25 protein-coding genes are annotated in these 24,479 nt (G+C 58.8%); 11 read left to right on the top strand and 14 right to left on the bottom strand.

The window, feature by feature from the left end; genetic code table 11:
• Window positions 1-181 precede the first annotated feature (181 nt).
• Entirely contained in the window at window positions 182-3,823 is a 3,642-nt protein-coding gene (locus PHX60_RS14695) for a type ISP restriction/modification enzyme (RefSeq protein WP_300079258.1), read from the bottom strand.
• 20 nt (window positions 3,824-3,843) lie between these two features.
• Complete coding sequence (locus tag PHX60_RS14690; RefSeq protein ID WP_300079256.1) at window positions 3,844-6,948, bottom strand: helicase-related protein; 3,105 nt, start codon at window positions 6,946-6,948, stop codon at window positions 3,844-3,846.
• Window positions 6,949-7,055: 107 nt separating this feature from the next.
• Between PHX60_RS14690 and PHX60_RS14685 the strand changes: the two genes are divergently transcribed.
• The gene (locus PHX60_RS14685) at window positions 7,056-7,307 is read left to right on the top strand and encodes a type II toxin-antitoxin system Phd/YefM family antitoxin (protein ID WP_300079253.1); all 252 of its coding nucleotides are present in this window, start codon (window positions 7,056-7,058) and stop codon (window positions 7,305-7,307) included.
• Window positions 7,304-7,720, top strand: coding sequence for a type II toxin-antitoxin system VapC family toxin (locus PHX60_RS14680; protein WP_300079251.1), 417 nt, complete (start codon window positions 7,304-7,306; stop codon window positions 7,718-7,720). Before PHX60_RS14685 ends, PHX60_RS14680 begins: the two co-directional genes overlap by 4 nt.
• A 42-nt stretch (window positions 7,721-7,762) precedes the next feature.
• Here the strand turns inward: PHX60_RS14680 and PHX60_RS14675 are convergent, their stop codons facing one another.
• From PHX60_RS14675 to purE, 3 genes are read right to left on the bottom strand one after another with little or no spacing between them, the layout of a single operon-like run.
• Complete coding sequence (locus PHX60_RS14675; RefSeq protein ID WP_300079249.1) at window positions 7,763-8,749, bottom strand: L-threonylcarbamoyladenylate synthase; 987 nt, start codon at window positions 8,747-8,749, stop codon at window positions 7,763-7,765.
• Between the two features lie 8 nt (window positions 8,750-8,757).
• On the bottom strand, window positions 8,758-9,927 hold the full coding sequence (locus PHX60_RS14670) for a 5-(carboxyamino)imidazole ribonucleotide synthase (protein ID WP_300079247.1): 1,170 nt from the start codon (window positions 9,925-9,927) through the stop codon (window positions 8,758-8,760).
• Window positions 9,927-10,421, bottom strand: a complete 495-nt coding sequence (gene purE, locus PHX60_RS14665) for a 5-(carboxyamino)imidazole ribonucleotide mutase (protein ID WP_300079245.1) — start codon at window positions 10,419-10,421, stop codon at window positions 9,927-9,929. Before purE ends, PHX60_RS14670 begins: the two co-directional genes overlap by 1 nt.
• 90 nt (window positions 10,422-10,511) lie before the next feature.
• Between purE and PHX60_RS14660 the strand changes: the two genes are divergently transcribed.
• Entirely contained in the window at window positions 10,512-11,480 is a 969-nt protein-coding gene (locus PHX60_RS14660; RefSeq protein WP_300079242.1) for a tetratricopeptide repeat protein, read from the top strand.
• Between the two features lie 14 nt (window positions 11,481-11,494).
• Here PHX60_RS14660 and PHX60_RS14655 read toward each other — a convergent pair whose 3' ends face one another.
• Window positions 11,495-12,415 carry a phosphoribosylaminoimidazolesuccinocarboxamide synthase gene (locus PHX60_RS14655; protein WP_300079238.1) on the bottom strand — a complete coding sequence of 307 codons (921 nt, stop codon included), beginning with the start codon at window positions 12,413-12,415 and terminating at the stop codon, window positions 11,495-11,497.
• A 280-nt stretch (window positions 12,416-12,695) separates the two neighbouring features.
• Here PHX60_RS14655 and raiA point away from each other — a divergent pair, with 280 nt between their 5' ends.
• The 3 genes from raiA to hprK all read left to right on the top strand — a co-directional run bounded on the left by raiA (window position 12,696) and on the right by hprK (window position 14,567).
• Window positions 12,696-13,028, top strand: coding sequence for a ribosome-associated translation inhibitor RaiA (raiA, locus tag PHX60_RS14650; protein WP_300079235.1), 333 nt, complete (start codon window positions 12,696-12,698; stop codon window positions 13,026-13,028).
• A gap of 103 nt (window positions 13,029-13,131) precedes the next feature.
• On the top strand, window positions 13,132-13,599 hold the full coding sequence (locus tag PHX60_RS14645) for a PTS sugar transporter subunit IIA (RefSeq protein ID WP_300079233.1): 468 nt from the start codon (window positions 13,132-13,134) through the stop codon (window positions 13,597-13,599).
• Window positions 13,600-13,616: 17 nt separating this feature from the next.
• Window positions 13,617-14,567 (top strand): HPr(Ser) kinase/phosphatase, encoded by a 951-nt coding sequence (gene hprK, locus PHX60_RS14640; protein WP_300079230.1) that lies wholly within the window; start codon window positions 13,617-13,619, stop codon window positions 14,565-14,567.
• Between the two features lie 42 nt (window positions 14,568-14,609).
• Here hprK and fur read toward each other — a convergent pair whose 3' ends face one another.
• On the bottom strand, window positions 14,610-15,056 hold the full coding sequence (fur, locus tag PHX60_RS14635) for a ferric iron uptake transcriptional regulator (protein WP_300079228.1): 447 nt from the start codon (window positions 15,054-15,056) through the stop codon (window positions 14,610-14,612).
• A 98-nt stretch (window positions 15,057-15,154) separates the two neighbouring features.
• Here fur and PHX60_RS14630 point away from each other — a divergent pair, with 98 nt between their 5' ends.
• The 4 genes from PHX60_RS14630 (at window position 15,155) to PHX60_RS14615 (ending at window position 17,849) form a co-directional block, all read left to right on the top strand.
• Window positions 15,155-15,700 (top strand): outer membrane protein assembly factor BamE, encoded by a 546-nt coding sequence (locus tag PHX60_RS14630; RefSeq protein ID WP_300079260.1) that lies wholly within the window; start codon window positions 15,155-15,157, stop codon window positions 15,698-15,700.
• A gap of 75 nt (window positions 15,701-15,775) precedes the next feature.
• Complete coding sequence (gene dapB, locus PHX60_RS14625) at window positions 15,776-16,606, top strand: 4-hydroxy-tetrahydrodipicolinate reductase (RefSeq protein WP_300079224.1); 831 nt, start codon at window positions 15,776-15,778, stop codon at window positions 16,604-16,606.
• Window positions 16,607-16,619: 13 nt separating this feature from the next.
• Window positions 16,620-17,396, top strand: a complete 777-nt coding sequence (locus PHX60_RS14620) for a MotA/TolQ/ExbB proton channel family protein (protein ID WP_300079221.1) — start codon at window positions 16,620-16,622, stop codon at window positions 17,394-17,396.
• 24 nt (window positions 17,397-17,420) lie between these two features.
• On the top strand, window positions 17,421-17,849 hold the full coding sequence (locus PHX60_RS14615; protein ID WP_300079218.1) for a biopolymer transporter ExbD: 429 nt from the start codon (window positions 17,421-17,423) through the stop codon (window positions 17,847-17,849).
• Between the two features lie 41 nt (window positions 17,850-17,890).
• On the opposite strand, the gene PHX60_RS14610 is transcribed toward PHX60_RS14615, so the two are convergent.
• A complete protein-coding gene (locus PHX60_RS14610) occupies window positions 17,891-19,246 on the bottom strand; it encodes an MFS transporter (RefSeq protein ID WP_300079215.1) in 1,356 nt (451 codons plus the stop codon).
• Between the two features lie 32 nt (window positions 19,247-19,278).
• Here PHX60_RS14610 and PHX60_RS14605 point away from each other — a divergent pair, with 32 nt between their 5' ends.
• Complete coding sequence (locus PHX60_RS14605; protein WP_300079213.1) at window positions 19,279-20,139, top strand: M48 family metallopeptidase; 861 nt, start codon at window positions 19,279-19,281, stop codon at window positions 20,137-20,139.
• Window positions 20,140-20,149: 10 nt separating this feature from the next.
• Here the strand turns inward: PHX60_RS14605 and queC are convergent, their stop codons facing one another.
• The 6 genes from queC to PHX60_RS14575 form a co-directional block, all read right to left on the bottom strand.
• A complete protein-coding gene (queC, locus tag PHX60_RS14600; protein WP_300079210.1) occupies window positions 20,150-20,857 on the bottom strand; it encodes a 7-cyano-7-deazaguanine synthase QueC in 708 nt (235 codons plus the stop codon).
• A 2-nt stretch (window positions 20,858-20,859) separates the two neighbouring features.
• Window positions 20,860-21,120, bottom strand: a complete 261-nt coding sequence (locus PHX60_RS14595; protein ID WP_300079208.1) for a hypothetical protein — start codon at window positions 21,118-21,120, stop codon at window positions 20,860-20,862.
• Between the two features lie 104 nt (window positions 21,121-21,224).
• Entirely contained in the window at window positions 21,225-22,013 is a 789-nt protein-coding gene (gene mhpD / locus PHX60_RS14590; RefSeq protein WP_300079205.1) for a 2-keto-4-pentenoate hydratase, read from the bottom strand.
• A 106-nt stretch (window positions 22,014-22,119) separates the two neighbouring features.
• On the bottom strand, window positions 22,120-23,088 hold the full coding sequence (locus PHX60_RS14585; RefSeq protein ID WP_300079202.1) for an Rpn family recombination-promoting nuclease/putative transposase: 969 nt from the start codon (window positions 23,086-23,088) through the stop codon (window positions 22,120-22,122).
• Window positions 23,089-23,095: 7 nt separating this feature from the next.
• Window positions 23,096-24,055 carry a hypothetical protein gene (locus PHX60_RS14580; protein ID WP_300079200.1) on the bottom strand — a complete coding sequence of 320 codons (960 nt, stop codon included), beginning with the start codon at window positions 24,053-24,055 and terminating at the stop codon, window positions 23,096-23,098.
• Between the two features lie 239 nt (window positions 24,056-24,294).
• The coding region (locus PHX60_RS14575) for a hypothetical protein (protein WP_300079198.1) at window positions 24,295-24,479 on the bottom strand (185 nt) is incomplete at its 5' end.

Here is a 24,479-nt window from a genome sequence, read left to right as displayed (position 1 = left end):
CAGCCTGTGGAGAGGAAGGCGCTGGCTTGGGTCGTAAGACCCGAGTGAAACCGGCCTCTGTGAAGCAGGAAGCAAGCGGTAGATTTAATCAGAAATGATTAGATTTGCGTAGGTATTGCAGAACGGTACAAAACAAGGCTTGTGCAGGCATGACTGGCTGTCTTTCCTATTTTTGCTTGGTTCAGGCTTTCGGGCGAGACGACGCTCCGGCAGCCGCAGCCAACCCGTCTAAGTCATCATCAAAATCGAACAGGCTATTACCGCCGGTGGGGCTTGCAGAGGCAGCGCTCTTTTTTGCTGCAAGCGTGGCTTTTTTACCCGCCTTGGCTTGCGCTTGGTGCGCCATTTGCTCGGCGGCCAGCGTGGTGGCATCGGGCGGTGGGTGGTTTTGGCTAAAAGCAGCGGGCCAGCCACCGTGGGTAGCAATGGCGGCATCGACTTGCTGCATCAGCATTTGCGTGGCTGCGAGGGCGGCATAGACGCGCTGCCAGTGGGTGATGTCGTTGGGGCTGAGGCTGCGGCCTGCTTTGCGCCGGTCGTCTAGCCATTTGTGCAGCACTTGGTAGCCGCCAATGGTGTGCTGCCACACGCTTTGGCGCACGTTGGCAAAACCGCTGCTGGCGTTGATAAACACTTGGCCCACATCGCCCGACAACGCGGCCAAGGTTTTGCCTTTTTCGGCCACTTTTTGCAAATGGGTATCGGTGCCAAAAAAGACGGGGACGGTGGCAGGGTGTGGGTTGGATGTACCGATGGCGCTGGCTTGTGGATGCTCCAGCAAATGCCATTGCACCAGTTGGCTACCCAGCAGCGCCAGCGCATCGAACAGGGTGCGGGTGCCGGGAATGGGGATGCGCGGGAAGTCGGTGCGTAAAAAGGCGGCGTAACGCTGGCGATAGGCCGGGCTGTGCAGGATGGCGTAGAGGTAATGGAAGATTTTTTCGGCGTGTAGTGGCGCGCTGGGGTCTTCGGGGCGGTAGTCGGTGGGGGGGAGATGGAGGGCGGATTGCAGCGTGGCGAGGAAGCTGGGGGCAAAATTGGCTTTGCAGGCTTCAGCGTCATACAGCCAAAGCGGGAAGTGGTAATTGACTTCTTTGATTGAAACTGTGTGGTGTGTTGTCAGTAGATTTGCAGCAAAAACGTGTTCGTAACTGCCTACTATTTCCGTACTGCGTACCAAAGAAAACGCCTGATTTTTTCCTGCCAACATATGCCGCATCACATCAGGGCGAGGCCGAACCATGAAGCCACTCGCCTTGCCTGTGTAGTAGGTCTGGCGCACATCAAAAGGCCGGTAAAGAATGGGTTGCACCAAATTTTGGGTAGGCCCAGTTGTTTTCAAATCTTTCTGTGCCCAAGTAATCCGCCAGTCTTGGGCATCTTTCCCTAAAGCATAAATTTGTCGTGCCTCTTCCGGTTCACGCTTGGCAAAATCTTGCACCGTATCCCACGCCTGTTTTTCCGTGAAGTGGATGCAAAGGTCGTCACGGGCGGTCACAATGCCCACCGAATTGACCGGCGCAATCATGGGCAGCGGCCAACCACATTCGTATTGCACCACGCCCGCGCTATCACTGCGTACCAGTTGCAAGCGTTCGCCAGACGGTGTAAACGGCTTGAACAATTGCAAGCCATCGGCCATTAAAGTTTCGTACTTCGACTGGCGCGGCCCGGTCAAATCGGCATGTTCCACCCGTTGCGACAAACCCGGCTGCACATCGCCCACGGCAATGGCCACGCCCTCGGTGATTTCAAACACGTTTTCATCGCCCCCTGCGGTTTCGCCGCGCTTGGAGTTGCCGTGCAAATCCACAATCCGCAGGTGCGGAAAAGTGTGCAGCAGACTCTGGCGCACCCCGCGAAACGTGGGGCTTTCCAAATACGAATTGCTGGTGATGTAGCCCAGCACGCCGGTTCCTGTGGTTGCCAGCCTGGACTGCGCCAAACGCATAAATTTGACGTAATCGTTGTTCACCCACTTCGGGTTGCGCTCGCCCAAATCGGCCTCGTTGAAGCGAAAGTAACTGTCCGCGCCATCAGGCAAGCGCGAGCGCATCAGCTTGGTAATCCAATCGCCTTTGTTGGTGGATTCACCCGAATAGGGCGGATTACCCAACACCACTGTCGCTGCTAGTTGTTCTTTCGTGCGATTGGCCGCCGCTGCCTCGTGCGCCAGCATCGGGGCCTCAAATTCCAATTTCGGATTAACGGCATGTGCAGGTTCTAGCGCATTGGTCAAAAATACATTCACCCGTGGCCCGCCCTCGGGAAAGTGGTAGCCGGTTTCGGCCAGTTTCAGGCCAATTTTCATGTGGGCAATGGCGTAGGGGGCCATCATCAGCTCAAAGGCATACAGGCGCGGCAGCAGGTGCTGTTGCACGTAGTGTTGCCACAGCGGTTGCCACTGCGTTTTGCTCACCTGGCCTTGTTTGGCCCACTTGGCGCGCATATGCGCGTGGATTTGGCTAATCACTTCCACGATAAAGGTGCCGGTGCCGGTAGCAGGGTCTAGCACTTGCACAAAGGGCGTGGCGGCGGTGCAGAACGGGGGCAACTTGAGTTCGGGCTTGCGCGCCAGCATCTCGCCCCAAGTGATGGTGCTGGCTAGGCCGTCTTCAATGCCAAACTCGGTTTTCAAAATCTCATCAACGCTGCGCACAATAAATTGCACCACCGGGCCGGGGGTGTAGAACACGCCGCGCTTGGCGCGCATGGCCTTGTCGTAGGCTTTCAAAAAGTCTTCGTAAAAGTGGATGACTGGGTCATCGCCCGGCTTGCTGGCGTTAAAACTGCGTAACACGGCATCCATAGGCACCTCGCGCAGGGTGCTAACCACTTCGTTGATGCCCAATTCATCAAAATCGACCCGCTGAGTTTTGCGGCGCGCGCGGCCTGCGGCGTGCAAAAAGTCGCCCAATAGCTCTTTCAGAAATGGGTTGGTGCTGGGCACCATGTCTGAGAGGTTATCCGCCACCAGCGCGCCGCTCTGGCGGCTGGCGCTGGCAGTAAACAGGCCATAGGTGATGGTTTGCGCGAACATATCGGCAAAGCCATCGGGCGAGAGGTCGGCAATCAGGTTTTCTTTGAACGCTTGGTGCAGCTGGCGCAGGTGGCCGCTGTCGCTTTCTAGCGCCAACACGGCGTTGGCACGGCTGCGGATGCGTTTGGCCAATTCGGCCAGCGCCAGCGCCAGCGATTTGCTGTCGTTAATGACTTGGCGGTATTTCAGGCGAAAGGCACTGGCCCATTGGCTGCGCCAAGCGTCTTGGTCGGCGGGGCTGGCAGTGTGTGCTGGCCAGCGCAGTTTTTCTTTCAGGGTTTTGGCCACATAGCCCAGTTCAAGGGCGGTGTCGGCTTCGTCCCAACCCAGCACGCGCAGCGTGGGCAGGTCGCCCTGTGCGGATTCATCGCTAAAGTGCGCCAGCGTGATTTCACGCGCTGAGGCTTCGCCAAAGCTGGAGACAAACAGCAAATCGCGCGCCTGCCAAGTTTGGTGGCCGCCACTTTGGGCGCGGCTTTTGATGGCCAGCGCATTAAGCATCCGGCGCAGCACCACAATCGGCAGCTTGCCTTGGTCAAAATCGACAAAAAAGATGCCCCAAGGCTGGCCGCTGACCAGCGGGCGCAGTTGTTGGATGGATTGGATGGCCACTGCGTGCTCGGGCTTGAGGTGCAGCTCTTGGGGTTGCCAGTCATAAACGGCATCTTCCCAGTCCTCCACGTCCACGGGCCAGCCCAGTTCGTCGCGCAGATAGCCCACCAGCGTGGGGATGGTGTGGATGCGGCGCAGTTTTTCGGCCTGTGGGTCTAATAGGGTTGCCATGTGGTGGGGCCTTTGGGTGTTTAGTTCAGTTCCATCCATGCCAGCAGTTGCGCGCCTACGCCTGCCGGGGCTTGCACTTGGCGCAAGTAGCCGTTTTTCAGGTGTTTTTCGGCTTTGGCGCGCGCTTGGGCCAAGGTGGTGGGGGCAATGCGGCACTGGCGCGGCGTTTCGGGCGTGCAGCGGATGATGGTGTCGATGGCGGCAGCGTCTTCTAGCACTTGGCCGCTGTGCAAGTCCAGCAGTAGCCATTCGGTGCGCCCGGCAGCCAGCGTCCAAGCGTCGGCATCTAAGGCCACGTCGGTGATAGTGTGGTCTTTGCCCGGCAAGCCAAAGCAAAAGAATACGGCGTGGGTGTCGGGCTGGAGATGGGCTTTACCGCTGAACACGCGCCCCGGAAGGGCGGCTAGACGGGCTGGCAGGTCGGGATGCGCGGCCAGCAGGCGCTGGTACTCTAGGTGCATGGTTTCCAGCGCCGAAGGTTCACCTTCGTAGGCGTGGTCAAAGTCTTTCAATGCCTCAAACGCATCATCAGGGCGCAGCAGTTTGCCGGTTTCAATGCCCAGCGTTTTGGAAATCAGCAGGGTTTTGTTAGAGACTTTTTTGTACAGACTCAACAGCTCGTCCAGCTCGCCGGGGGGCAAAAAATTCCAGTATTCAACGCTGCCGCGAATGGTTTGAACCTCTGGGTGGTCTTGCAGTAGCTTTTTCTCGGTGTCGGGGTTCATGCGCCGGTCCACGCGGCCAATGCGCTGCATCAGGCGCACCGGGTTCCAGTGCAGGTCGTAGTTAATCAGGCGCGTGGCATCTTGCAGGTTCAGCCCTTCACTGAGCACGTCGGTGGCAATCAGCACGCGGGTTTCTGGCAGACCTTGGGCTTGCAAGTCGCTGCTGCTTAGGCCGTTGTAATAGGGGGCAAATTGGCGAATCACCTCACTGCGGCTGCGCTTGGTGGCCGAGTCAATTTGGTCAATGCCTTGGATGCCAGCTTTGCCTAACTCGCTGGCCAAATAGCGCGCGGTGGCCATGAACTCGCTAAAAATCATGACCTTGTGCTTTTTCAGCACCGGGTCGGTTTTCAGCAAGTGGATGAGAGCGCGCAGTTTGTCGTCGTGGCTGGGTTTGAACTGGCGCAGTTCGTCCAAAAATTCGGCAATCTGGTTCAGGTCTTGTAAGGATTCGGACAAAATTTGCGGCACGTCAAAGGCGTTGCGGTCTAACTTATCAGCGGCTTCGAGCATTTCTTCGGGGATGATGTCCTCGTCTTGCTCTTCAGTGGGCGCGGCATCAAACAGTTCGTTTTGGCGTGCTTGGCTATCGCCTAGCAGTTCGCTGTGGTGGATTTTCCAGCGCTCAAAGGCGGCTTGTTCGTGCTTGGTGCTGCTGTTGACCTGCACAAAGGCCATCATTTTGTAGAGCAGTTGCCAGCACGACGCTTCAAAGGCTCGGGCGGAACTTTCAAAACGCTTCAAAAACAGGATACGAATCAGCCCCACGACTTGCTTTTGGCGGTTTTCGGCAAAACCGTCGTCCACGGGCACTTTGGAGTAGGCCAGTGGGTAATACATGGGCAGGGTAAACAGCGGCTGCTTTTTGTTGAAAGCTTTTTCCAGCAGGCGTAGCAGTTTGCCGTAGGTTTTTTTGACCGAATATTCGGCCAGCTTGGGGGCCTCGCGTTTGGGGAACATGGCCTCTTTAGCACCCGCCGTGATTTGGCTTTGCTTGACATAGGCGCGGCTGCGCTGCACCACCAGCGAACGAAACAGGTTGTCGTGCGCCAGCAAATCGCCTGCCTCGATGCCCGGCAGCTCACCCTGAAGTAACTCGCTACCCATGCGCTGGGCCAGGTCTTTTTCCAGCTTGCGAAAATGTCCCGGCAGCGAGTGGATGCCAAGGGTTTCTTTGAAGTGACCGGCTTCGCGCTGGGTGAAGTGTTCTATCAAATGCTGCAAGTCCATCAGGCGGTTGTTGATGGGCGTGGCCGTGAGCATGAATACTTGTTTGCTCTTGGCCAAGTCTTGCATTTGCCAGTAGCGCGAGGTGTCTTTTTTGCTGCTGGGGTTGCGAAAATGGTGCGCCTCGTCCACTACCACCACGTCCGCCTGTTCTTTCAGCCGTTGCAGCTTTTCCACCCAAGTGCCGCCACGCTGCAAATCGGTGTGGTTGATGATGACCAGATTGGAAAAATCACCAAATAACTCGGGCAGGTAGCGGCGCAAGCTCGATTCCCAAACCGGTTCACGCCCAGACTTGGAGACGATGAGCAGCACTTTTTTGCGCTCAAACTTCACCAATCGTTCAATCAGCATCAGGCCGACAAAGGTTTTACCCAGCCCTACGCCATCGCACAAAAAGGCACCGCCAAATTTGGCCCCAATTTTGAGCAAAGCGCCATAGCCATCGCGCTGGTACTGGTCGAGAGTGCCGTACATGCGCGAGTGGTGGCGCTCCCAATCCCCGGCGCTTTGTTCGTAATTCTGGAAATACGCTTGCAAGGCTTTGGCGTACACCTCAAACGGCAGGTATTCGCGCGTGTGGCGTTCAATCACTTTCAGCACAGCGGCAGACACATCTTCGGCATCGTCCCAATGGGCTTCGTACCACTGTTGCAGTTCTTCCACTTCGCGGCGCAACTGAACGTTCAGTTCCACATTGCCCGTCAAGCCGGGAGAGGTAAAGTTGCTAGAGCCGACCAAGGCCGAAGAGCCAACCACCGCTAATTTGGAATGGGTGATGTACGCCTTGGCGTGAAACTTCTTTTTGGTGTAAACGCGGCACTTGATTTGTCCGCTGGCCAGCGCTTGCACGATGGCGGGCACGCCGGTCAGAAAATCGTTTTTGGTTTTTTCGCGTTCTATGCTGTCGTCCAGCTGCGCCGTGATGCGGGCAATACCTTCGGCCAATGCTTTATGGGTGCGCTTAGTGACTTCATCGCCCATCAGGATGCGAATTTGGTCGAGCTTTTGCCACTGGCCATCCAGCGCCAGCAAGGCACCAATTTCAAAGTAGCCCGTGGCAATGTCGAAGCGGGAAGATATCTCTGCCCACTCCGAGAGGTAGTTCAGTACCTTCCATTCAGCATCGCTGTTATCAACGATAAAAAGATCATTGCCGGTTTTTGTGCCCACTTGCTAGTGCCTCCTGTGGGCACATCCTACCAAGAAGGACTTAGGCCGCAGTAGCGGTGGAGTTGGGCAAAGTGCCGGTCAAAATAACAACTTTAAGGAGGTTGAAGATGCAAACTTGGCAAATGCAAACCGCCAAAGCACGGTTTTCCGAAATGGTCAAACACGCAGCCGACGACGGCCCCCAGGAGATCACCGTACATGGCCGTTCGGTGGCTGTCGTGATTTCCCGCGCGCTTTTCGACCAACTCAGTGGGAATCAAGCCTCGCTGGTGGACTTCATGCAGCAGTCCCCACTGTATGGCAGCGACGACATCGAGTTCGAGCGCGACCGCAGCCTAGCGCGCGAGGTGGACTTTTGAGCTACCTGATTGACACCAACGTGCTGTCCGAACTGCGGCGCAAGCAGCCAGACCCGAACGTTGTGGCCTGGATGCGCGCCAGGCCGCGCCAGTCGCTATTTTTGAGCGTGCTGACGCTGGGCGAGATTCGCAAGGGCTTGGAAAGGGTGGAAGACGCTGCCCGCAAGCAGTCCTTGTTGGACTGGCTGGAAGTGGAGCTGCCCAATTACTTCGTGGGCCGCCTACTCGCGGTGGATGCCCACACCGCCGACCGTTGGGGGCGGCTGATGGCCCAAGCGGGCAGACCGTTGCCGGCCATTGATGCGCTGCTGGCGGCCACAGCTTTGCAGCACGACCTGACGCTGGTCACGCGCAACATCAAGGATTTCGCCGGTCTTGAGGTTCGTCTCCTAAATCCTTGGGGGCAACACTGAACGAGTTGATTTATTGCCGGTTTTTGTGCCCGCCAAGAAAGACTAGGCCGCTGCCCGTTGCAGCCGGTCGCGCACACCTTCCCAGTCTGAGCCATCGGGTGGGGTTTCAATCCAAATCAGGCGCACGCCAGCATCATCCAAACTACGCAGGGTGGCAAACAATTCTTGCGCGGCGGCGGCGGGGTCGTGCGGCATGGGGCGCAGCAGTACCTGCTTGGACGCGCTACGCATCGCAGTACGTGCATACACCGCCAAATGGGCAGCGTCCGCGCCCAACACATCCAACCCGGCTTGCAAGGCTTTGGCATCCATCAGGCGCACTGTGGCTTGAGGGGCGTAATGGCTGGCCAACGTACCCGAGGCGCGCGGCGTGTGCGCGGGCAGCTCTTCGGGCGATAGCGGTTGCACGCCACAAGCAGCGGCAATTTGTGCGCGCGTAATGGCACCGGGGCGCAGCAATACCGGCACGCCACGGGTGCAATCGACAATCGTGGATTCAATGCCCACGGCACAGGGGCCGCCATCCAACACCAACAACTCTGTGCCCAATTCTGCTTGCACATGCTGGGCCGTGGTGGGGCTGACGCGGCCAAAGCGGTTGGCACTGGGTGCTGCCACACCCCAAACACCCAAGCCAGCGGCGGCGCGTAACACCGCTTGTGCCACCGGGTGCGAGGGGCAACGCAAGCCGACGCTGTTCTGCCCACCCGTAGCCGCACTGGCGGCACCGGGCAAGCGCGGCACAATCAGCGTGAGGGGGCCGGGCCAAAAGGCGGCCATCAGGGCTTGGGCAAAGGCCGGAATTTCTTGGGCAAAGTGGGTAGCAGCGCTGGCAGCGGCCACATGCACGATGAGTGGGTGGTCTGCTGGGCGGCCTTTGGCAGCAAAAATTTGCGCCACCGCTGCATCGTTGCTGGCATCGGCAGCCAAGCCATACACGGTTTCGGTGGGCAAGCCCAGCAGTTCACCGCGCTGCAAGGCTTGGGCCGCAGCGGTGATGGAGTCGGGCGAAGTGCCATCCAAAATCATGCTGCTGCTCAGAACGGCGCAATGCCGAGCAAAGCCGCCGCTTGCAAGGCAGTGGCGCGGGCGGCTTCTGGCGTGGCAGCGGTAATATTGAGGTGCCCCATCTTGCGCCCATGCTTGGCTACGGTTTTGCCATACAGGTGCAGATGCGTGCCGGGCAAGGCCAGCACGGCATCCCACGGGGGCGTTTGTGCCGTGTCGCTGTGGGCAAACCACAAATCACCCAACAAATTGAGCATGACAGCGGCACTGTGTTGGCGTGGTTGCACCAATGGCAAACCCGCCAAGGTACGCACTTGCAGTTCAAACTGCGACACATCGCAGGCATTTTGGCTGTAATGGCCGCTGTTGTGCGGGCGCGGTGCAATCTCGTTGACTACCAAGCTGCCATCTTGCAACACAAAGAACTCAACGCACAGCACGCCCACGTAGTCCAAATCTTGCGCTACGGCTTGGGCTGCGGCCACGGCTTGGGCGGCTACGGCTGCTGGGACGTTGCCGTCATAAACCTCGGTGACGGCCAAAATGCCATCGCGGTGCAAGTTGCGCTGCACCGGCAGATTGACGATGCTGCCATCCATCCCACGCGCCACAATCACCGAGCATTCCAGCGCCAGCGGCAGCATTTTTTCTAACACGCAGGGTACGCGCTTTAAGGCGTGCCAAGCGCTGGCCAGTTCGGCGGCAGTTTGCACGCGCACTTGGCCCTTGCCGTCGTAGCCCAAACGGGCGGTTTTCAGGATGCCGGGCAGCAGCTCAGCCCCCACAGCAGCCAGTTGTTCTGGGGTTTCAATCACTGCATAGGGCGCACAAGGCACGCCACAGCCAACAAAATGGGCCTTTTCTTGGGCGCGGTCTTGCGCCACGGCCACGGCACGGGCTGCTGGGGCAACAAAGCACTGCCCAGCCAGCGCCGCCAAGGAGACGGCGGGCACGTTCTCAAACTCGGTGGTGATGGCATCACAGATGGCGGCCAAACGGGCCAAACCTTCTGGGTCTTGGTAGCCCATTGGAATATGCTGGTGGCTGACCAAACCTGCTGGGCTGGTCGGGTCTTCATCGAGTACGGCGGTAAAGTAGCCCATTGCCTGTGCTGCATGGACAAACATGCGCCCCAGCTGGCCACCACCCAACACGCCCAGCGTAGCGCCGGGCAACAAAGGAGCATTAAGCGAATTCATCAGTTTGCGGGCGGCAAAGCCATGTTGCGCGCAGTTTCGGTTTGGGCAGCGCGGAAGGCTTCTAGCTTTTCGCGCAGTGCCGGGTTTTCTGTTGCCAGCAGGGCCACGGCAAACAGGGCGGCATTGGCCGCACCAGCTACGCCAATGGCAAAAGTGGCTACCGGGATGCCCTTGGGCATTTGCACAATGCTGTGCAAAGAATCAACCCCCTGCAAATGCTTGCTGGCCACGGGCACGCCCAACACCGGCACCGTGGTTTTGGCGGCAATCATGCCCGGCAGGTGGGCTGCACCGCCAGCACCGGCAATGATGGCTTTCAGGCCCCGGCCTGCGGCGGCCTCGGCATAGGCGAACATATCGTCGGGCATCCGATGGGCCGAAACCACACGCGCCTCGTGGGCGATGCCAAACTGCTGAAGAATCTCGACTGCGTGCTGCATGGTGTCCCAGTCGCTGCTGGAGCCCATGACAACGCCGATCTGAATGGTGGTCATAGTGTGGGGGCGGTGCACCATCGTGGCGGCTGCCGCAAAATGTGAACCTGTGATTTTACTTTGCCACGCCCTTGTGGAAACCCCAACACCATGATCGACATTACCTTAGAAAATTTTGAAGCCGAAGTTCTGCTGCCCTCCATGCAGGCCCCCGTGTTGCTGGACATCTGGGCACCTTGGTGCGGCCCCTGTAAGCAACTCGGCCCGGTGCTAGAGCAGCTAGAAATCGACTATGCCGGACGCTTTATTCTGGCCAAACTCGATGCCGACAAGGTGCCGCAAATTGCCGGACAACTGTCGCAAATGTTTGGCGTGCGTAGCATCCCATTTTGTGTGCTGTTCCATGAAGGCCAGCCGGTGGATGGCTTTGTCGGGGCTTTGCCAGCCGCCGAGGTGCGCGAATTCTTAGAGCGCCATCTGCCCCCCGCTGCCGAGGTCGCTCCAGCGCAAGCTCCAGCCACTCCAGAGCCGCAAGCACCCCAAGACCCCCAAGCCGAGCAGCACCGCCTAGCCGATGCTTTGGCAGCTGACCCCGGCAACAACGATTTGCGCTTTGATTACGTCAAGCATCTGATAGCCACCGGCCAACTCAACGAAGCGGCAGCGGCCTTGGCCCCAGCGATGGCCCAAATTCCGGTAGAACTGCGTTTTGAAGCCCTGAACCAATGGCTTAACGCCTTGGAGTTTGTCGCTAATGACCCGCGTGGCGCTTGGCCGCTGGAAAAGTTTGACGAATTGCTGGCCGACAACCGGCGCGACTTTGCCACCCGTTTTGCCAAAAGCCGCCGCTTGATTGCCCAAGGTGAATGGCCCGCAGCGATGGATGAATTGTTAGAAATCATCCAGCGTGATAAAAAATGGGACGACGAAGCCCCGCGCAAAACCTATGTCGCCCTGCTAGAGTTGCTCACGCCACCGCGCCCCAAGCCCACGGCTGATGCCGCAGGCAAAGCAGCCAGCCCCGGCATTGCACTGGCAGGCCAAGCGGCAGTGCAACAAGACCCGCAGGCCGCCTTGGTGTCGGCCTACCGGCGCAAGCTCAGCATGGCGCTCAATTAAGCGCCACGGCCTTTTTAGGCCGTTAGGCGGGTCAGGGCTTCGCGGTACTTGGCCGCCGTTTTTTCAATCACATCCTGCGGCAAGGCAGGAGCGGGGGCGGTCTTGTTCCAAAGCTGGCCGTCCACTTGGGCTTGCTCCAGCCAGTCGCGCACAAACTGCTTGTCGTAACTGGGTGGGTTTTGCCCCGCTGCCAAGGCGGCCTCGTAGCCCTCGACCGGCCAGTAACGCGAGCTGTCGGGGGTCAGTACCTCGTCCATCAACACCAAAGTGCCATCGGCGGTCAGGCCAAACTCAAACTTGGTGTCGGCAATAATCATGCCCTTGGCCAAGGCGATGTCGGCGGCTTCTTGGTACAGGCGGATGGCCGTGTCGCGGATTTGCGCGGCCAGCTTGTCGCCCACCATCTCTACCGTGCGCTCGTAGGTGATGTTCTCATCGTGGTCACCCATTTCCGCCTTGGCAGCGGGGGTGTAAATGGGCGCGGGCAGTTTGGCGGCGTTGGTCAAGCCAGCAGGCAATGGCACGCCACACACCGATTGTGATTCTTGGTACTCTTTCCAGCCGCTACCGGCCAGATAGCCACGCACCACGGCCTCAATCAGGACCGGCTGCAAGCGCTGCACCAACATGGAGCGGCCTTGCACTTGCGGCACTTCTGCGGGCGTAACCACCGATTCGGGGGCTTGGCCAGTCAGGTGGTTGGGGCAGATGTGGCCCAGCTTGTCAAACCAAAACAGCGCCATTTGCGTCAGCAGCTCGCCCTTGCCGGGAATCGGCTCGCCCATGATGACATCAAAGGCCGACAAACGGTCCGAGGCCACCATCAGGATGCGGTCATCGCCCACGGCGTAGTTGTCGCGCACTTTGCCGCGTGCCAGCAAGGGCAGCGAAGTCAATGCGGAAGTGTGCAGGGCAGAGGAGCTGGACTGGGTCATGGTGTTGGGCAATAAAAACAGAAAGGGCCAACCCCGATTTTAGGCCGCAGTCGGCCACGGTTACAAACGCTGCTGTGTGCAACAGAACCCAACATTCTGCGGGTTTTTTCTGGCCGTGGCGATAGGGGGTTTTTACCCCCTGCACCAAGGTGGTTCAAGCATTGCTTTTATGCCCGTGCGGGCGCATAGTTGCCTAATGTGAAAGCAGTGTGACGGGTTTTAGTGGCGGCCCACGCGGCATCTGCGTTGGGTTTTGTGACAACGAACGAGCGGAGACAGCATGAATTTGACCATTAGCGGCCACCATCTGGACGTGACCCCCTCCTTGCGTACCTATGTGCAATCCAAGCTGGAGCGCATCACGCGCCATTTTGATCAGGTGGTGGGGGTCAAGGTGTTGTTGTCGGTCGAAAAACAAAAAGAAAAAGAAAAACGCCAGCGCGCCGAGTGCAACATCCATGTCAAGGGCAGCGATTTGTTTGCCGAATCTGCACACCAAGACCTGTACGCCGCTGTCGATGAAATGGTGGACAAATTAGACCGCCAAGTGATGCGCTACAAAAACCGCGTACAAGAGCACCATTCGGATGTGCGCCCTTATCTCAGTGCGTGAGCCATTTGCCCGCTCCCGACTGGCCGCCGCCGTGCGGCCTTTGGGTTCTTCTGCGACAAATTGTTAATCTTTGCGCCAGCGGGTGCATAATCTGCGCCAAACCATGAACCGACTTTCCTCCATCCTGCCTGCCGCGCAAGTTCTTGTGGCCGTTGACGCCACCAGCAAAAAGCGCGCCTTTGAAGAAGCTGGTCTGTTGTTTGAAAGCCTGCACGGACTCTCGCGCGCGCTGATTACCGACAGTCTGTTTGCCCGTGAACGCTTAGGCTCTACGGGTTTAGGCCACGGTGTGGCCATTCCGCATGGCCGCATCAAGGGGCTCAAATCGCCGATGGCGGCCGTGTTCCAACTGGCACACCCGATTGGCTTTGATGCCCCTGATGAGCAGCCCGTGGGGCTGTTGATTTTTCTGCTGGTGCCCGAAGCCGCCACGCAAAAGCACTTGGAAATTTTGTCCGAGATTGCCGAGCTGCTCAGCGATGGTAGTTTGCGCGAAACCATCAAGTCTTGCGCTGATGCCGTTGAGTTGCACGGCCTGATTGCCCGTTGGCAATCAACCCAAATGGCCTAAGCACTGCGGAGCGCCCCATGAAGCACAACGTGGTTAGCGCCGATGCCCTGTTTGAAGAGTTCCGCACCACCCTGAAATGGGAGTGGGTAGCCGGTTTGGGGGCATCCGAGCGCCGCTTTGAAGAGATGGCGGTGCGTACCGCACGTTCAGGGGCTGATTTGGTCGGCCACCTCAACTACATCCATCCTTACCGGGTACAAGTGTTGGGCGAGCGCGAAGTCGCCTACTTGGCCGGTGCCACCACCGAAGATTGCAAGCGTCGCATTGCCCGCATCGTCACACTAGAGCCGCCGGTGCTGATTTTGGCCGACGGCCAAGGCCCCCCCGAGGGCTTGCTAGAGATGTGCGAGCGGGCGCAAATTCCGATGTTTGCCACGCACGAGTCATCCGCCTTTGTGATTGACGTGCTGCGCGCCTATCTGTCCAAACATTTTGCCGACCGCACCACGGTGCATGGCGTGTTTATGGACATTCTGGGCTTGGGCGTACTCATCACGGGCGAGTCTGGCTTGGGCAAAAGTGAACTCGGGCTAGAGCTGATTTCACGCGGTAACGGCTTGGTGGCCGACGATGCGGTCGATTTGTACCGCATCAACCAAACCACCATTGAGGGGCGTTGCCCCGAGCTGCTGCAAAACTTGTTAGAAGTGCGTGGCATTGGCCTGCTGGATATTCGGGCCATTTTTGGCGAAACCGCCGTGCGACGCAAAATGCGCCTGCGCCTGATTGTGCATTTGGTCCGCAAAGAGACGATGGAACGCGACTACGAGCGTATGCCCTACGAACCGCTCACCCAAGACGTGCTGGGCGTGCCGGTACTCAAGGTGATTATCCAAGTGGTGGCAGGGCGCAATATTGCCGTGCTGGTCGAGGCGGCGGTGCGTAACACCATCCTCAATTTGCGCGGCATTGATACCTACCAAGAGTTTGTCGAGCGCCACCGCCGCGCGATGGACCAAAACCTGTAATTTTTATGCGCCCCTGGCCGCCCTGGCTGGCTTAGCAATGCTTTAACACTGCTCGCTGCGCTCACACACGGCCTGCTTGGCGACGCACAGGGCGCACTCGCCATACAAGGCCATCGCGTGGTCATGCACCAGCCAGCCTTTGGTTTTGGCAATGGCTTGTTGGCGCTTTTCAATCTCGGCATCGTAGAACTCTTCCACCTTGCCGCATTGGGTACAGACAAAATGGTCGTGGTGCTGGCCTTGGTCTAGCTCGTACACCGCCTTGCCGCTCTCAAAATTGCTACGCATCAGCAAACCGGCCTGCTCAAACTGGGTCAGTACCCGGTACACCGTCGCCAGACCGACATCCGAGCGCTCTTCTAACAGCACCCGAAATACGTCTTCCGCTGTCATGTGGCGCTGCGTGCCTTTCTGGAAAATTTCTAAAATTTTCAGGCGCGGCAAAGTAGCCTTGAGTCCGGTACTCTTAAGTTCGTCGATATTGGTCATGACCAGAAAAGATGCAAAGGAAGATTTTATTGCCAGCCCTAGGCAGTGGGCCAACCGCTACAATGAATCGGATCCATCATAGCCCTATGCTTTTGTCCATGCCCGCCCAAGTCCATTGCAGTGCCCGTTTGGGGCTTATCCTGTTGTGGGGTGCCAGTTTGGCCGCCTGCGGCAGCCTTGACGGCACCAAAGACCGCCTTGCCAGCGCCGTCACGCCTTACCGGGTGGATGTGGTGCAGGGCAATTTTGTCTCGCGCGAGCAGGTGCAAGCCTTGCAAGTGGGCATGGGCCGCCAGCAGGTGCGTGATATTTTGGGCACGCCCTTAGTGACCAGTCTGTTCCATGCCGACCGCTGGGAATACGTCTTCACCCTGCGCCGCCCCGGTGTGGAGGTGCAAACACGCAAACTCACGGTATTTTTCAAAGAGGATGCTTTGTTGCGCTTTGAAGGCGATGAAATGCCCTCCGAGAGCGAGTTTGTCGCCACCTTGGGCAATCGCAACCAAGCGCGCACCACACCGGTGCTAGAAGCCACCCCCGAGCAGTTGGCGCGTTACCCCGGTAGCACCCCTGCCACTGCCCGAGCAGAGACCTCTGCGCCGCCCACGGCCCCGGCCAGTGCTACCTATCCGCCACTGGAGTAGCCCCCAAGTCCCCTTTTTTGTGCGCCAGAGCCAGTACGCTGCTGGGGCTACCCGTGTTTTTTTCTAAATGTAAGCATGACCACCTCCCTTTCTCCCCGTTCTGCTACTTTCCGCGTGGCGGTTGCCGGTGCCAGTGGCCGCATGGGCCATATGTTGATTGAAGCCATCAGCGCCAGCGATGACTGCGTACTCGCTGGCGCCTTGGATATTGCTGCCAGCCCCATGATTGGCTCGGATGCCACCGCTTTTTCTGGCCATGCCAGTGGCGTGCCCATCACGGCAGACATCCGCGCCGGCCTGCAAAATGCCGATGCCCTGATTGACTTTACCCGCCCCGAGGGCACTTTGGCCCATTTGCGCGTCTGTGCCGAAATGGGTGTCAAAGCCGTGGTCGGCACCACTGGTTTCACCGAAGAACAAAAAGCCGAAATTGCCACGCTGGCGCAGCGCACCGCCATCGTGCTGGCCCCCAACATGAGCGTGGGCGTGAATGTGACGCTCAAATTGCTAGAAATGGCCGCCAAGGCGCTGGCCACCGGCTACGATATTGAAATCATCGAGGCCCACCACCGCCACAAGGTGGATGCCCCTTCGGGCACGGCGCTCAAAATGGGCGAAGTGGTGGCCAAAGCCATAGGCCGCGACTTAAAAGACTGCGCCGTCTATGCGCGCGAAGGCGTGACCGGCGAGCGCGACCCGTCCAGCATCGGCTTTGCCACCATTCGCGGGGGTGATATTGTGGGCGACCACACCGTTTTGTTTGCGGGTACCGGCGAGCGCATCGAAATCACGCACAAATCCTCCAGTCGCACCACCTATGCCCAAGGCAGCTTGCGCGCGGTGCGCTTTTTACAAAACCAGCAGGTCGGCCTGTTCGACATGTTCGACGTGCTGGGCCTCAACTAAACCCTGATTTTTTATGGACGCGCTGCACTGGTTACACCAAGGCGACTTTGTCACCCAAGGCACGGCAGCTTTGCTGCTGCTGATGTCGGTGGCCAGTTGGGTCGTTATCGTCTGGAAAAGCTGGCTGATGCACCGCGCCCGTGTGGATGTGGCACGTGGTGTCGCCGCGTTTTGGCAAGCATCGAGTTGGCCAGTGGCGCGCCAGCAGATTGCTGCCCTAGACCGTGAAGCCTTGGTGTTGCCCTTGGTGGAGGCCGCCGACGCTTTGGCCCAACCGCCCGGTGGCAGCATTACCTTGGCCCAAGCAGGCAGCGCCAGCCAGCAACTCACGCGCGTGTTGCGCGATGCCCTGCACCGGGTGCTGGGCAAGCTGCAATGGGGCCAAGTGTTGTTGGCCACTATTGGTTCTACGGCACCGTTTGTCGGTTTATTGGGCACCGTTTGGGGTATTTACCATGCCCTGACGGCCATTGCCAGTGCTGGGCAAATCAGCATTGAGCATGTTGCTGGCCCGGTGGGCGAAGCCTTGGTCATGACCGCTGCTGGCTTGGCGGTGGCCATCCCAGCCGTGCTGGCCTACAACATCTTTGGCCGCCTGCTCGGGCGCATCGAAGCCGATTTAGAAGGCTTTGCCCGTGACCTGCGCGAGTTGGTGGTTGATGCCTCTCCCGTCAGCACCACGACCAAGAAACCAGCGGCCAAACCAGCCCCTGCGTCCCCGTTAGCCCCGGTATCGGCGGCTCCTGCCACTGCTGCCACTGGTGTAGCTGCCAGCGTGGTGGCTGATTAAGTTTACCTCTAGGAGTGCCCTCTCATGGCTTTTGGTCGCCTCGAACGCCATAGCGCACCCCAGCCCATCAGCGACATCAACATGACACCGCTGATTGATGTGATGCTGGTGCTGGTGGTCATTTTTATCCTGACTGCGCCCTTGTTGGCCAGCAGCATTCGGCTCGATTTACCCCAAACCGAGGGCGCTACGCCGGGCGCGGCCCCGCGTTCGGTGACGGTGGCACTCAACCAAGCTGGCCAAGTGTTTGTAGAGGAGCAGCCCATCGCAGCGCTGGCCTTGGCTGAAAAATTGCGCGCCATCGCGGCCACGCAGCCCGATACCGAAGTGCAATTGCGCGCCGATGCCGCTGTGCCCTATGGGCGTGTGGTCGAGGTGATGGGGCTGGCGCACCAAGCCGGTTTGCGGCGCATTGGTTTTGTAGCCGAGCCTGCCTCTAAGGAATCCCAGTGACAGCGGAGTCATTGTAGGCAAAAATGGCCTTAAAGGCTCCATCACACAGTCTCCGAAGCCGGTGCTGTATCCAATGATTTCATCCTAGAAACCAGCGCCACCAGCAACAACACCGGCACACCCAGCAGGGCCGTGCCGACAAAAAATGGCGTGTAGCCGTGGGCATCGACAAACTGCCCCGAGAACCCCGCCAGCCATTTAGGTGCCAGTAGCATCATGGAGCTAAACAGCGCATACTGGGTGGCCGAATACTGCACATTGGTCAAGCCCGACAAGTAGGCGATAAACGCCGCCGAGGCAATCCCGCCCGATAGGTTATCGGCACTGACCACCCACACCAGCCCGGTCAAATCGTGGCCGCGCGTGCCTAGCCAAGCAAATAACAAATTGCTGGCCGCCGACAGCACCGCGCCCAGCATCAGCACGCGCATCACGCCCAAGCGCAAAGACAACACGCCACCGATAAACGCCCCCAGCAGCGTCATGAGTACGCCAAACACCTTGGTCACGGCGGCCACCTCGTCCTTGGTGTAACCCATATCCACATAGAAGGGATTGGCCATGATGCCCATCACCACATCGCTGATGCGATAAATCCCAATCAGCGCCAGCATCAGCACCGCCTGCCAGCGGTAGCGGCGCAAAAAATCGGCAAACGGCTCCACCAGCGCACCGCGCAGCCATTCGGCTGCATTGCGCGAAGGCGGCAGCGGCGCTTGCTGTGGCTCGTGCGATAGCAACACGGTAATGGTGCCCACCAGCATCGAGGCCGCCATCACCATATACGCCACCTGCCAAGCACCGTGCTGGTAACCGCTGGTCTCGGGGGTTTGCGCGCGTGCGGCCAGCCACAACACCCCGGCACCGGCCCAAATCATGGCCAAGCGGTAGCCGGTTTGGTAGGTAGCGGCCAAGGCGGCTTGGTGTGCGGTATCGGCAGACTCGATGCGGAAGGCATCCAAGGCAATATCTTGCGTGGCCGAACCAAACGCCACTGCCAGCGCACACCACACCACTGGCTCCAATGCCTGTTGGGGGTCATTGAAGGCCATGCCCAGCAGCCCAGCCACAATCAGCCCTTGCGATAGCAACAACCAACTGCGCCGTCGCCCCAAGCGGCGCGTGAGCAGTGGCAGCGGCAACCTATCGACTAAGGGCGACCAAGCCCACTTGAACGCATAGGCCAGCCCGACCCAGCTTAAATAGCCAATCGTGGTGCGGTCAATGCCAGCTTCGCGCAGCCAAAAGCTCAGGGTGCCCAACACCAGCAGCAAGGGCAGGCCCGCAGAAAAGCCCAAAGTAAGCATCCGCAAGCTGGCCGGTTCTAAATAGACGCGCAGGGTTTGCCGCCAAGAGGGGCGTGGAGCTGGTGGAACGGCGGCGGGGTCGGCTGACATCAAGGATTCCTTTTTGTGCCTATTATTGGCGCATGTGCCTGTTTTGCTCCCATTCTTTGCCCCCGCCGCTGGCGGCCCATAGTCTTTGGTCTGCGCGCCGTGGTTTTTTGTTGGCCGCCGGGGCCAGCCTGATTGCGCCGCCCGCCTTGGCCCAAGTAGATGTGGGCAATGCCTCGGCCATGCGTAAGCTGGTGCCCGCCGAGACCCTAGAGGCCGCCGCCGAGCAGCAATACCGCCAAATGCTAGAGCAAGCGCGCGCCCAACGCGCCTTGGCCCCCGACAACCACCCGCAACTGCAACGCCTGCGCGCCATTGGGCAGCGCTTGCTGCCTTTTACCGCACCGTGGAACCCGCGCGCGCGCAGCTGGCGCTGGCAAGTCCATTTGATTGCCAGTCCGCAAATTAACGCCTTTTGTATGCCCGGCGGCAAAATCGCCTTCTACACCGGCATTCTGGAAAAGCTCAAGCTCACCGACGATGAAGTCGCAATGATTATGGGCCACGAAATGGCCCACGCCCTGCGCGAACACGCGCGCGAGCGTATCGCCAAAACCCAGGCCACCAACATCGGCCTGCGCTTGGGCGCGCAACTGCTAGGCTTGGGCGATTTAGGCAACTTGGCGGCCAACTTGGGCGGGCAATTGCTCACGCTGCAATTTAGCCGCAGTGACGAAAGCGATGCCGATTTGGTCGGGCTAGAAATGGCCGCCCGCGCTGCCTATGCGCCCACTGCCGCCGTCAGCCTATGGCGCAAAATGGGCCAAGCCACCGGCGGCAAAACCAGCGGGCTGGCGTTTTTATCCACCCACCCCAGTGGGCCGCAACGCATCCGCGAATTAGAAGAAAACGTGCCCAAGGTGCAAGGCTTGTACAGCGCAGCAACGCGCAAGTAAGCCGCAACGGCTAGGGCACCGCGCTGGCCTGCCAAGCCTCAAAGCCACGCTGGCGCAACACACAAGCCGGACATTGGCCGCAGCCATAGCCCCAAGGGTGGCGCACTTCGCGCGTGCCGTGGTAGCAGGTGTGCGATTGCTCCAGCAAAATATCAACCAAAGCTTGAGCGCCCAAGGTGTGCGCCAGCGCCCACGTTTGCGCCTTGTCCAGCCACATCAGCGGGGTCTCGAAGGTAAAACGTTGGCCCATGCCCAGCGACACCGCCACCTGCAAGGCTTTGATGGTGTCATCACGGCAATCGGGGTAGCCCGAAAAATCGGTTTCGCACATGCCGCCCACCAGCGTATGCAGCCCACGTCGATAGCCCACCGCTGCCGCCAACTGAAAAAACAGCAGGTTGCGCCCCGGCACAAAAGTATTGGGCAGGCCAGCAGCCGTCATGGCAATTTCGGTGTCGCGCGTGAGGGCGGTATCACTGAGGTGGCCCAACACGGCCAAATCGACCATGTGGTCTGGGCCTAAGCGGGCAGCCCAGTGCGGAAACCGCGCCCGCAGGGCGTGCAGCACGTTGTGCCGTGCTTGCAGTTCAACTTGGTGGCGCTGGCCGTAATCAAAGCCAATCGTCTCTACATGGGCAAACCGCTCTAGCGCCCACGCCAAACAGGTAGTGGAGTCTTGGCCGCCCGAGAACAAAACCAGTGCATTGGTATCGCGCATGGTTATTTCGTTTTCTCTTCATCAGGGATTTTGAAGGCAGAAAAATCAATATTGGTTTCGTGGATATACACAATAAAGCGCTTAGAGACCAAAATCAGCTCGCCGCCGTCGGCGCTCATCTCTAGCGGAATAAAACCGCGCCGGTCATTGAGCAAGTCTTGCAAGCGCTGTTGGGCTTGCAGATGGATAAAGCCCCGGCAACGGGTGCTGTCGTACAGTGCCACTTCTACATGAATCTTTTGGGTGGGCTTTTTGTGTGTCATGGTGCTTGGGGGTATGGGCAGGGCTGGTGCCAAACGGCAAAAGCCCTACCTTAACGCCAATGCGAGCAGCAAGCCAGTCGCAATGTGCCTAAAAAATGCAATGCTTAGTGGCCAAAATGCGCCCGCACCGTGCCCACGCCGCTAATATGGGCCTCGAAACGGTCGCCCAGTTGCACCGGGGCCATCGGCCCCAAAGCACCCGTCAGAACCAAATCACCGGCACGCAGGGGCTGGCCCAAAGAGGCCATGCGCCGCGCCAGCCAGACTGCCGCATTGAGCGGATGGCCCAAACAGGCGCCGCCGTGGCCGCTAGAGACTTGCTCGCCGCTGCGCGTCATGGTCATTTGCACCATTTTGAGGTCCAAGCCATTGAGCTTGGTCGGCACGCCGCCCAACACCACCAAGCCGCTAGAGGCGTTGTCGGCCACGGTGTCGATAAACTGGATATTCCAGTTGGCAATGCGGCTGCCAACAATCTCGATGGCGGGCAGCACATAGGCGGTGGCATTGATGAGGTCAATCAGCGTGGCATCGTCCAAGTCCAAATCGCGCTCTAGCACCAAGGCCACTTCAGCCTCTACCTTGGGTTGCAAGGTGCGACTGGTGGGGATTTCTTCGTCATCGCCATAAATCATGTCCGACAGCAGGGTGCCAAAATCGGGCTGGCTCACGCCCAGTTGTTTTTGCACGGCGGGCGAGGTCAGGCCAATTTTGCGCCCCACAATGCGCCGCCCTTGCTCTACCGCATGGCGTACATTGGCCAGTTGCACGGCATAGGCGGTCTCGGCATTCGGAATTTCATCGCGCAGCGGGGCAATCGGGCTGCCACTGGCTTCGGCTTGGCGCAGGCGCTCGGCCCACGCATTGATTTGCAATTGTTCTGGAGTGCTCATGAAAAAAGTCCTGAGGTTAAAAGAACTGCATCATGCACGCTTTATTCCAGCGCTGCCGCAGGGCTGCATCGGCTGTTTTTCGCTCCAACGGCATAGATGCACCGTGTTAATCAAAAACTTCCTGCAAGCTACGCGCCGTGATGGCACGGTCAAACCAAATCTCTAGTTGCTGGAGGTTGGCCTGCTCTACATCGGCCAGCGTAGCAGCACCCAAAGGACCAAAGCGGGCCACCAGCAAACGCTGCAAGCTACGCGCTTGACCTTCTCTATGGCCTTCTCTATGGCCTTCTTGGCGGCCTTCTTGGCGGCCCTTTTGCTCCGACTCATGCGCCCATTGCTCTAACCGCGTTGCCAATGTCATTTTTAACTCCTTCAAGTCTTGCACCTTGGGCAAGGCCAAATGGTGCTTGCTTTGGCGCAATAGCACCGCCCGAATCCAAATGGCAAAAATCCGCATCAACTCCGGGTTGTCGGCCAGCCAATCATTAAGCCGGTCTATCACCGCCAGCACTTCGGCTTGGTTGTGTGGGTGCTGCAAACGCATGACCGCTGCCACCAAATTGTGCATCGGGGCCAAATCGGCCTCGGTGTAGCGATTTTCGGCAATCAGCAGGTATTGCATACTGGGCAAAAACTGCGCTACCAGCCCCGGCACCTTGGGAATCAAGTCGGCAATGTTGCTGGCTGCTGTCCAAGGCGCATCACCGTTGTACAGCACTATCGGCAACACCGGCGGCAAGCGTCGCTGTGGCAATACCTGTTTGGCTTTGATGAGGTCTTGGTAGAGCAGCCCCACATAGCTCATCATGCGTACCGCCATCCACGGGTCCACCTTGCTTTGGAACTCTATCAGAATGTAGAGATACACCCATTCTTGCCCCACCTTGACGCGCCAAACCACATCATCAGCGCGATGGCGCAAGTCGTCGGTTACGTAGCTACCGGGCATTTTTTCTAGCGTGCGGTAGTCCAAACTGTGCAGCCACGCATCGGGGATAAAGCCCAGCACCAAGTCGCGCACCAACTCGGGTGAGGAAAACAGCAGTTTGTAGGAAGCATCGTTGTCTTGGGACATGGTGTGCCTATTTTAGGGATGCCTTGTGCGCCTTGGCCGCAGCGCGCACCGCCCGCCGCGACACCTTGGCCACCGCGCAAGCCATGTCCAGTGCGGTAAAACCTACCGGCTCGCCGCGCAAAGCTCTGGCAATGATGTTGTCGGCCCAAGCGACACCGCAAGGTTGAATTGGCTCCCACTGCGTAGGCTCGGGGCCGCGCCATTGTTCTAACAGGCCAAACAAGCGCGCTTTGGCTTGGGCGCTTTCTTCGGCGCTCACGGGTGGATAGACCGGCGCAGGTGGTTGATAAGGCGGCGTAGCTGGTGCTTGACTGCTGCTGGCAGCCAGCGTGGCCACCACCGGCAAACGTGGTGGCGGGCGTTGGTTATTGAGCCATGCCGGGTCAAACCCAGCCCAATCATTAAGCGCCATCACCTGCACTACCCAGCCCAAGGGTTTGCCCAAACTCGCTGCATGGTCTAGCAATTGTTGGCATTGCAAGGCGTTGGGCAAAGCAGGGCGCTTTTTGGCATGGCGCACCTGTTGCCAAGCCTCTAGTGCGCTTTGGTCTTCGGGGCTTTGCAGAGCGGCTAAAAATAAAGAAGACGATGAGGAAGATGACAACACTGCTGGTTGCACCACAGGCGCAGGTTCTGGCGCTGGCGCTGATGGCAGTTCTGGCGGCGGTGCCGGAGGCGGTGGCGCTGGACAAGGCACCAGTTCCGGCACCACAGGCACAGGCGCTGGCGCTTCCGTTATCTTTGTCGGTTCAAATGCGTTCAATCCGTTCTGGGTGGCGATTTCTGCACTGCTGGCGGAAAAATCACCGCCTTTCGGTGCTGAAAACACCACCTCAGTGGATAAATTTTCTGCCAGCGTCGGGGCCAAAGCCGCCTCGTTCACGCGGTACACATGCGTGCTGATGCCCGGCATTTTGCCGACTTGCAACACGCCCATTTTTTCCAATTGGGCAATATGGCTTTGCACCGTGCGTTTGTGCAGCCTCGTAGGTTGGGTTGCCTGCAACCCAACATAACCCGGCCACAAAAACCGCTGCATTCCTTTTTGGGGTGCGGCGGTTTTTTTATGCTGCGTGCCGTGCGGGCCAATTTGGCAAAGGTTGGATTACGGTGTAACCCAAGCTACGCGGTTTATGGTGTTGTCGGTGCGGCCTTGGTGGGTGCTGGGGCTACCATCGCGCACCACGGAAAAGCCTCGTAGCGCGACTACGCGCGTAAAATCGGCAGAATGTAGAAAGAAGATTTTTTACCATGAGTACCATTACCTGAATCCGTGACAAAAAAAGCACCTCCCGGCCACCCCGGCCTCAGCCGATTTTTTCTGCAAATATGCACCCGCATTGCACCCTGATGCCCTCCTGCGCCGCTGTTCGCGTGCTTTTTGTCGCTCC

The sequence above is a fragment of the Giesbergeria sp. genome (assembly GCF_028686475.1).
Lineage (GTDB): Bacteria > Pseudomonadota > Gammaproteobacteria > Burkholderiales > Burkholderiaceae_C > Simplicispira.
Note: the sequence above shows the minus strand (reverse complement) of the source record. Positions and strands in the feature narration are given on the sequence as shown.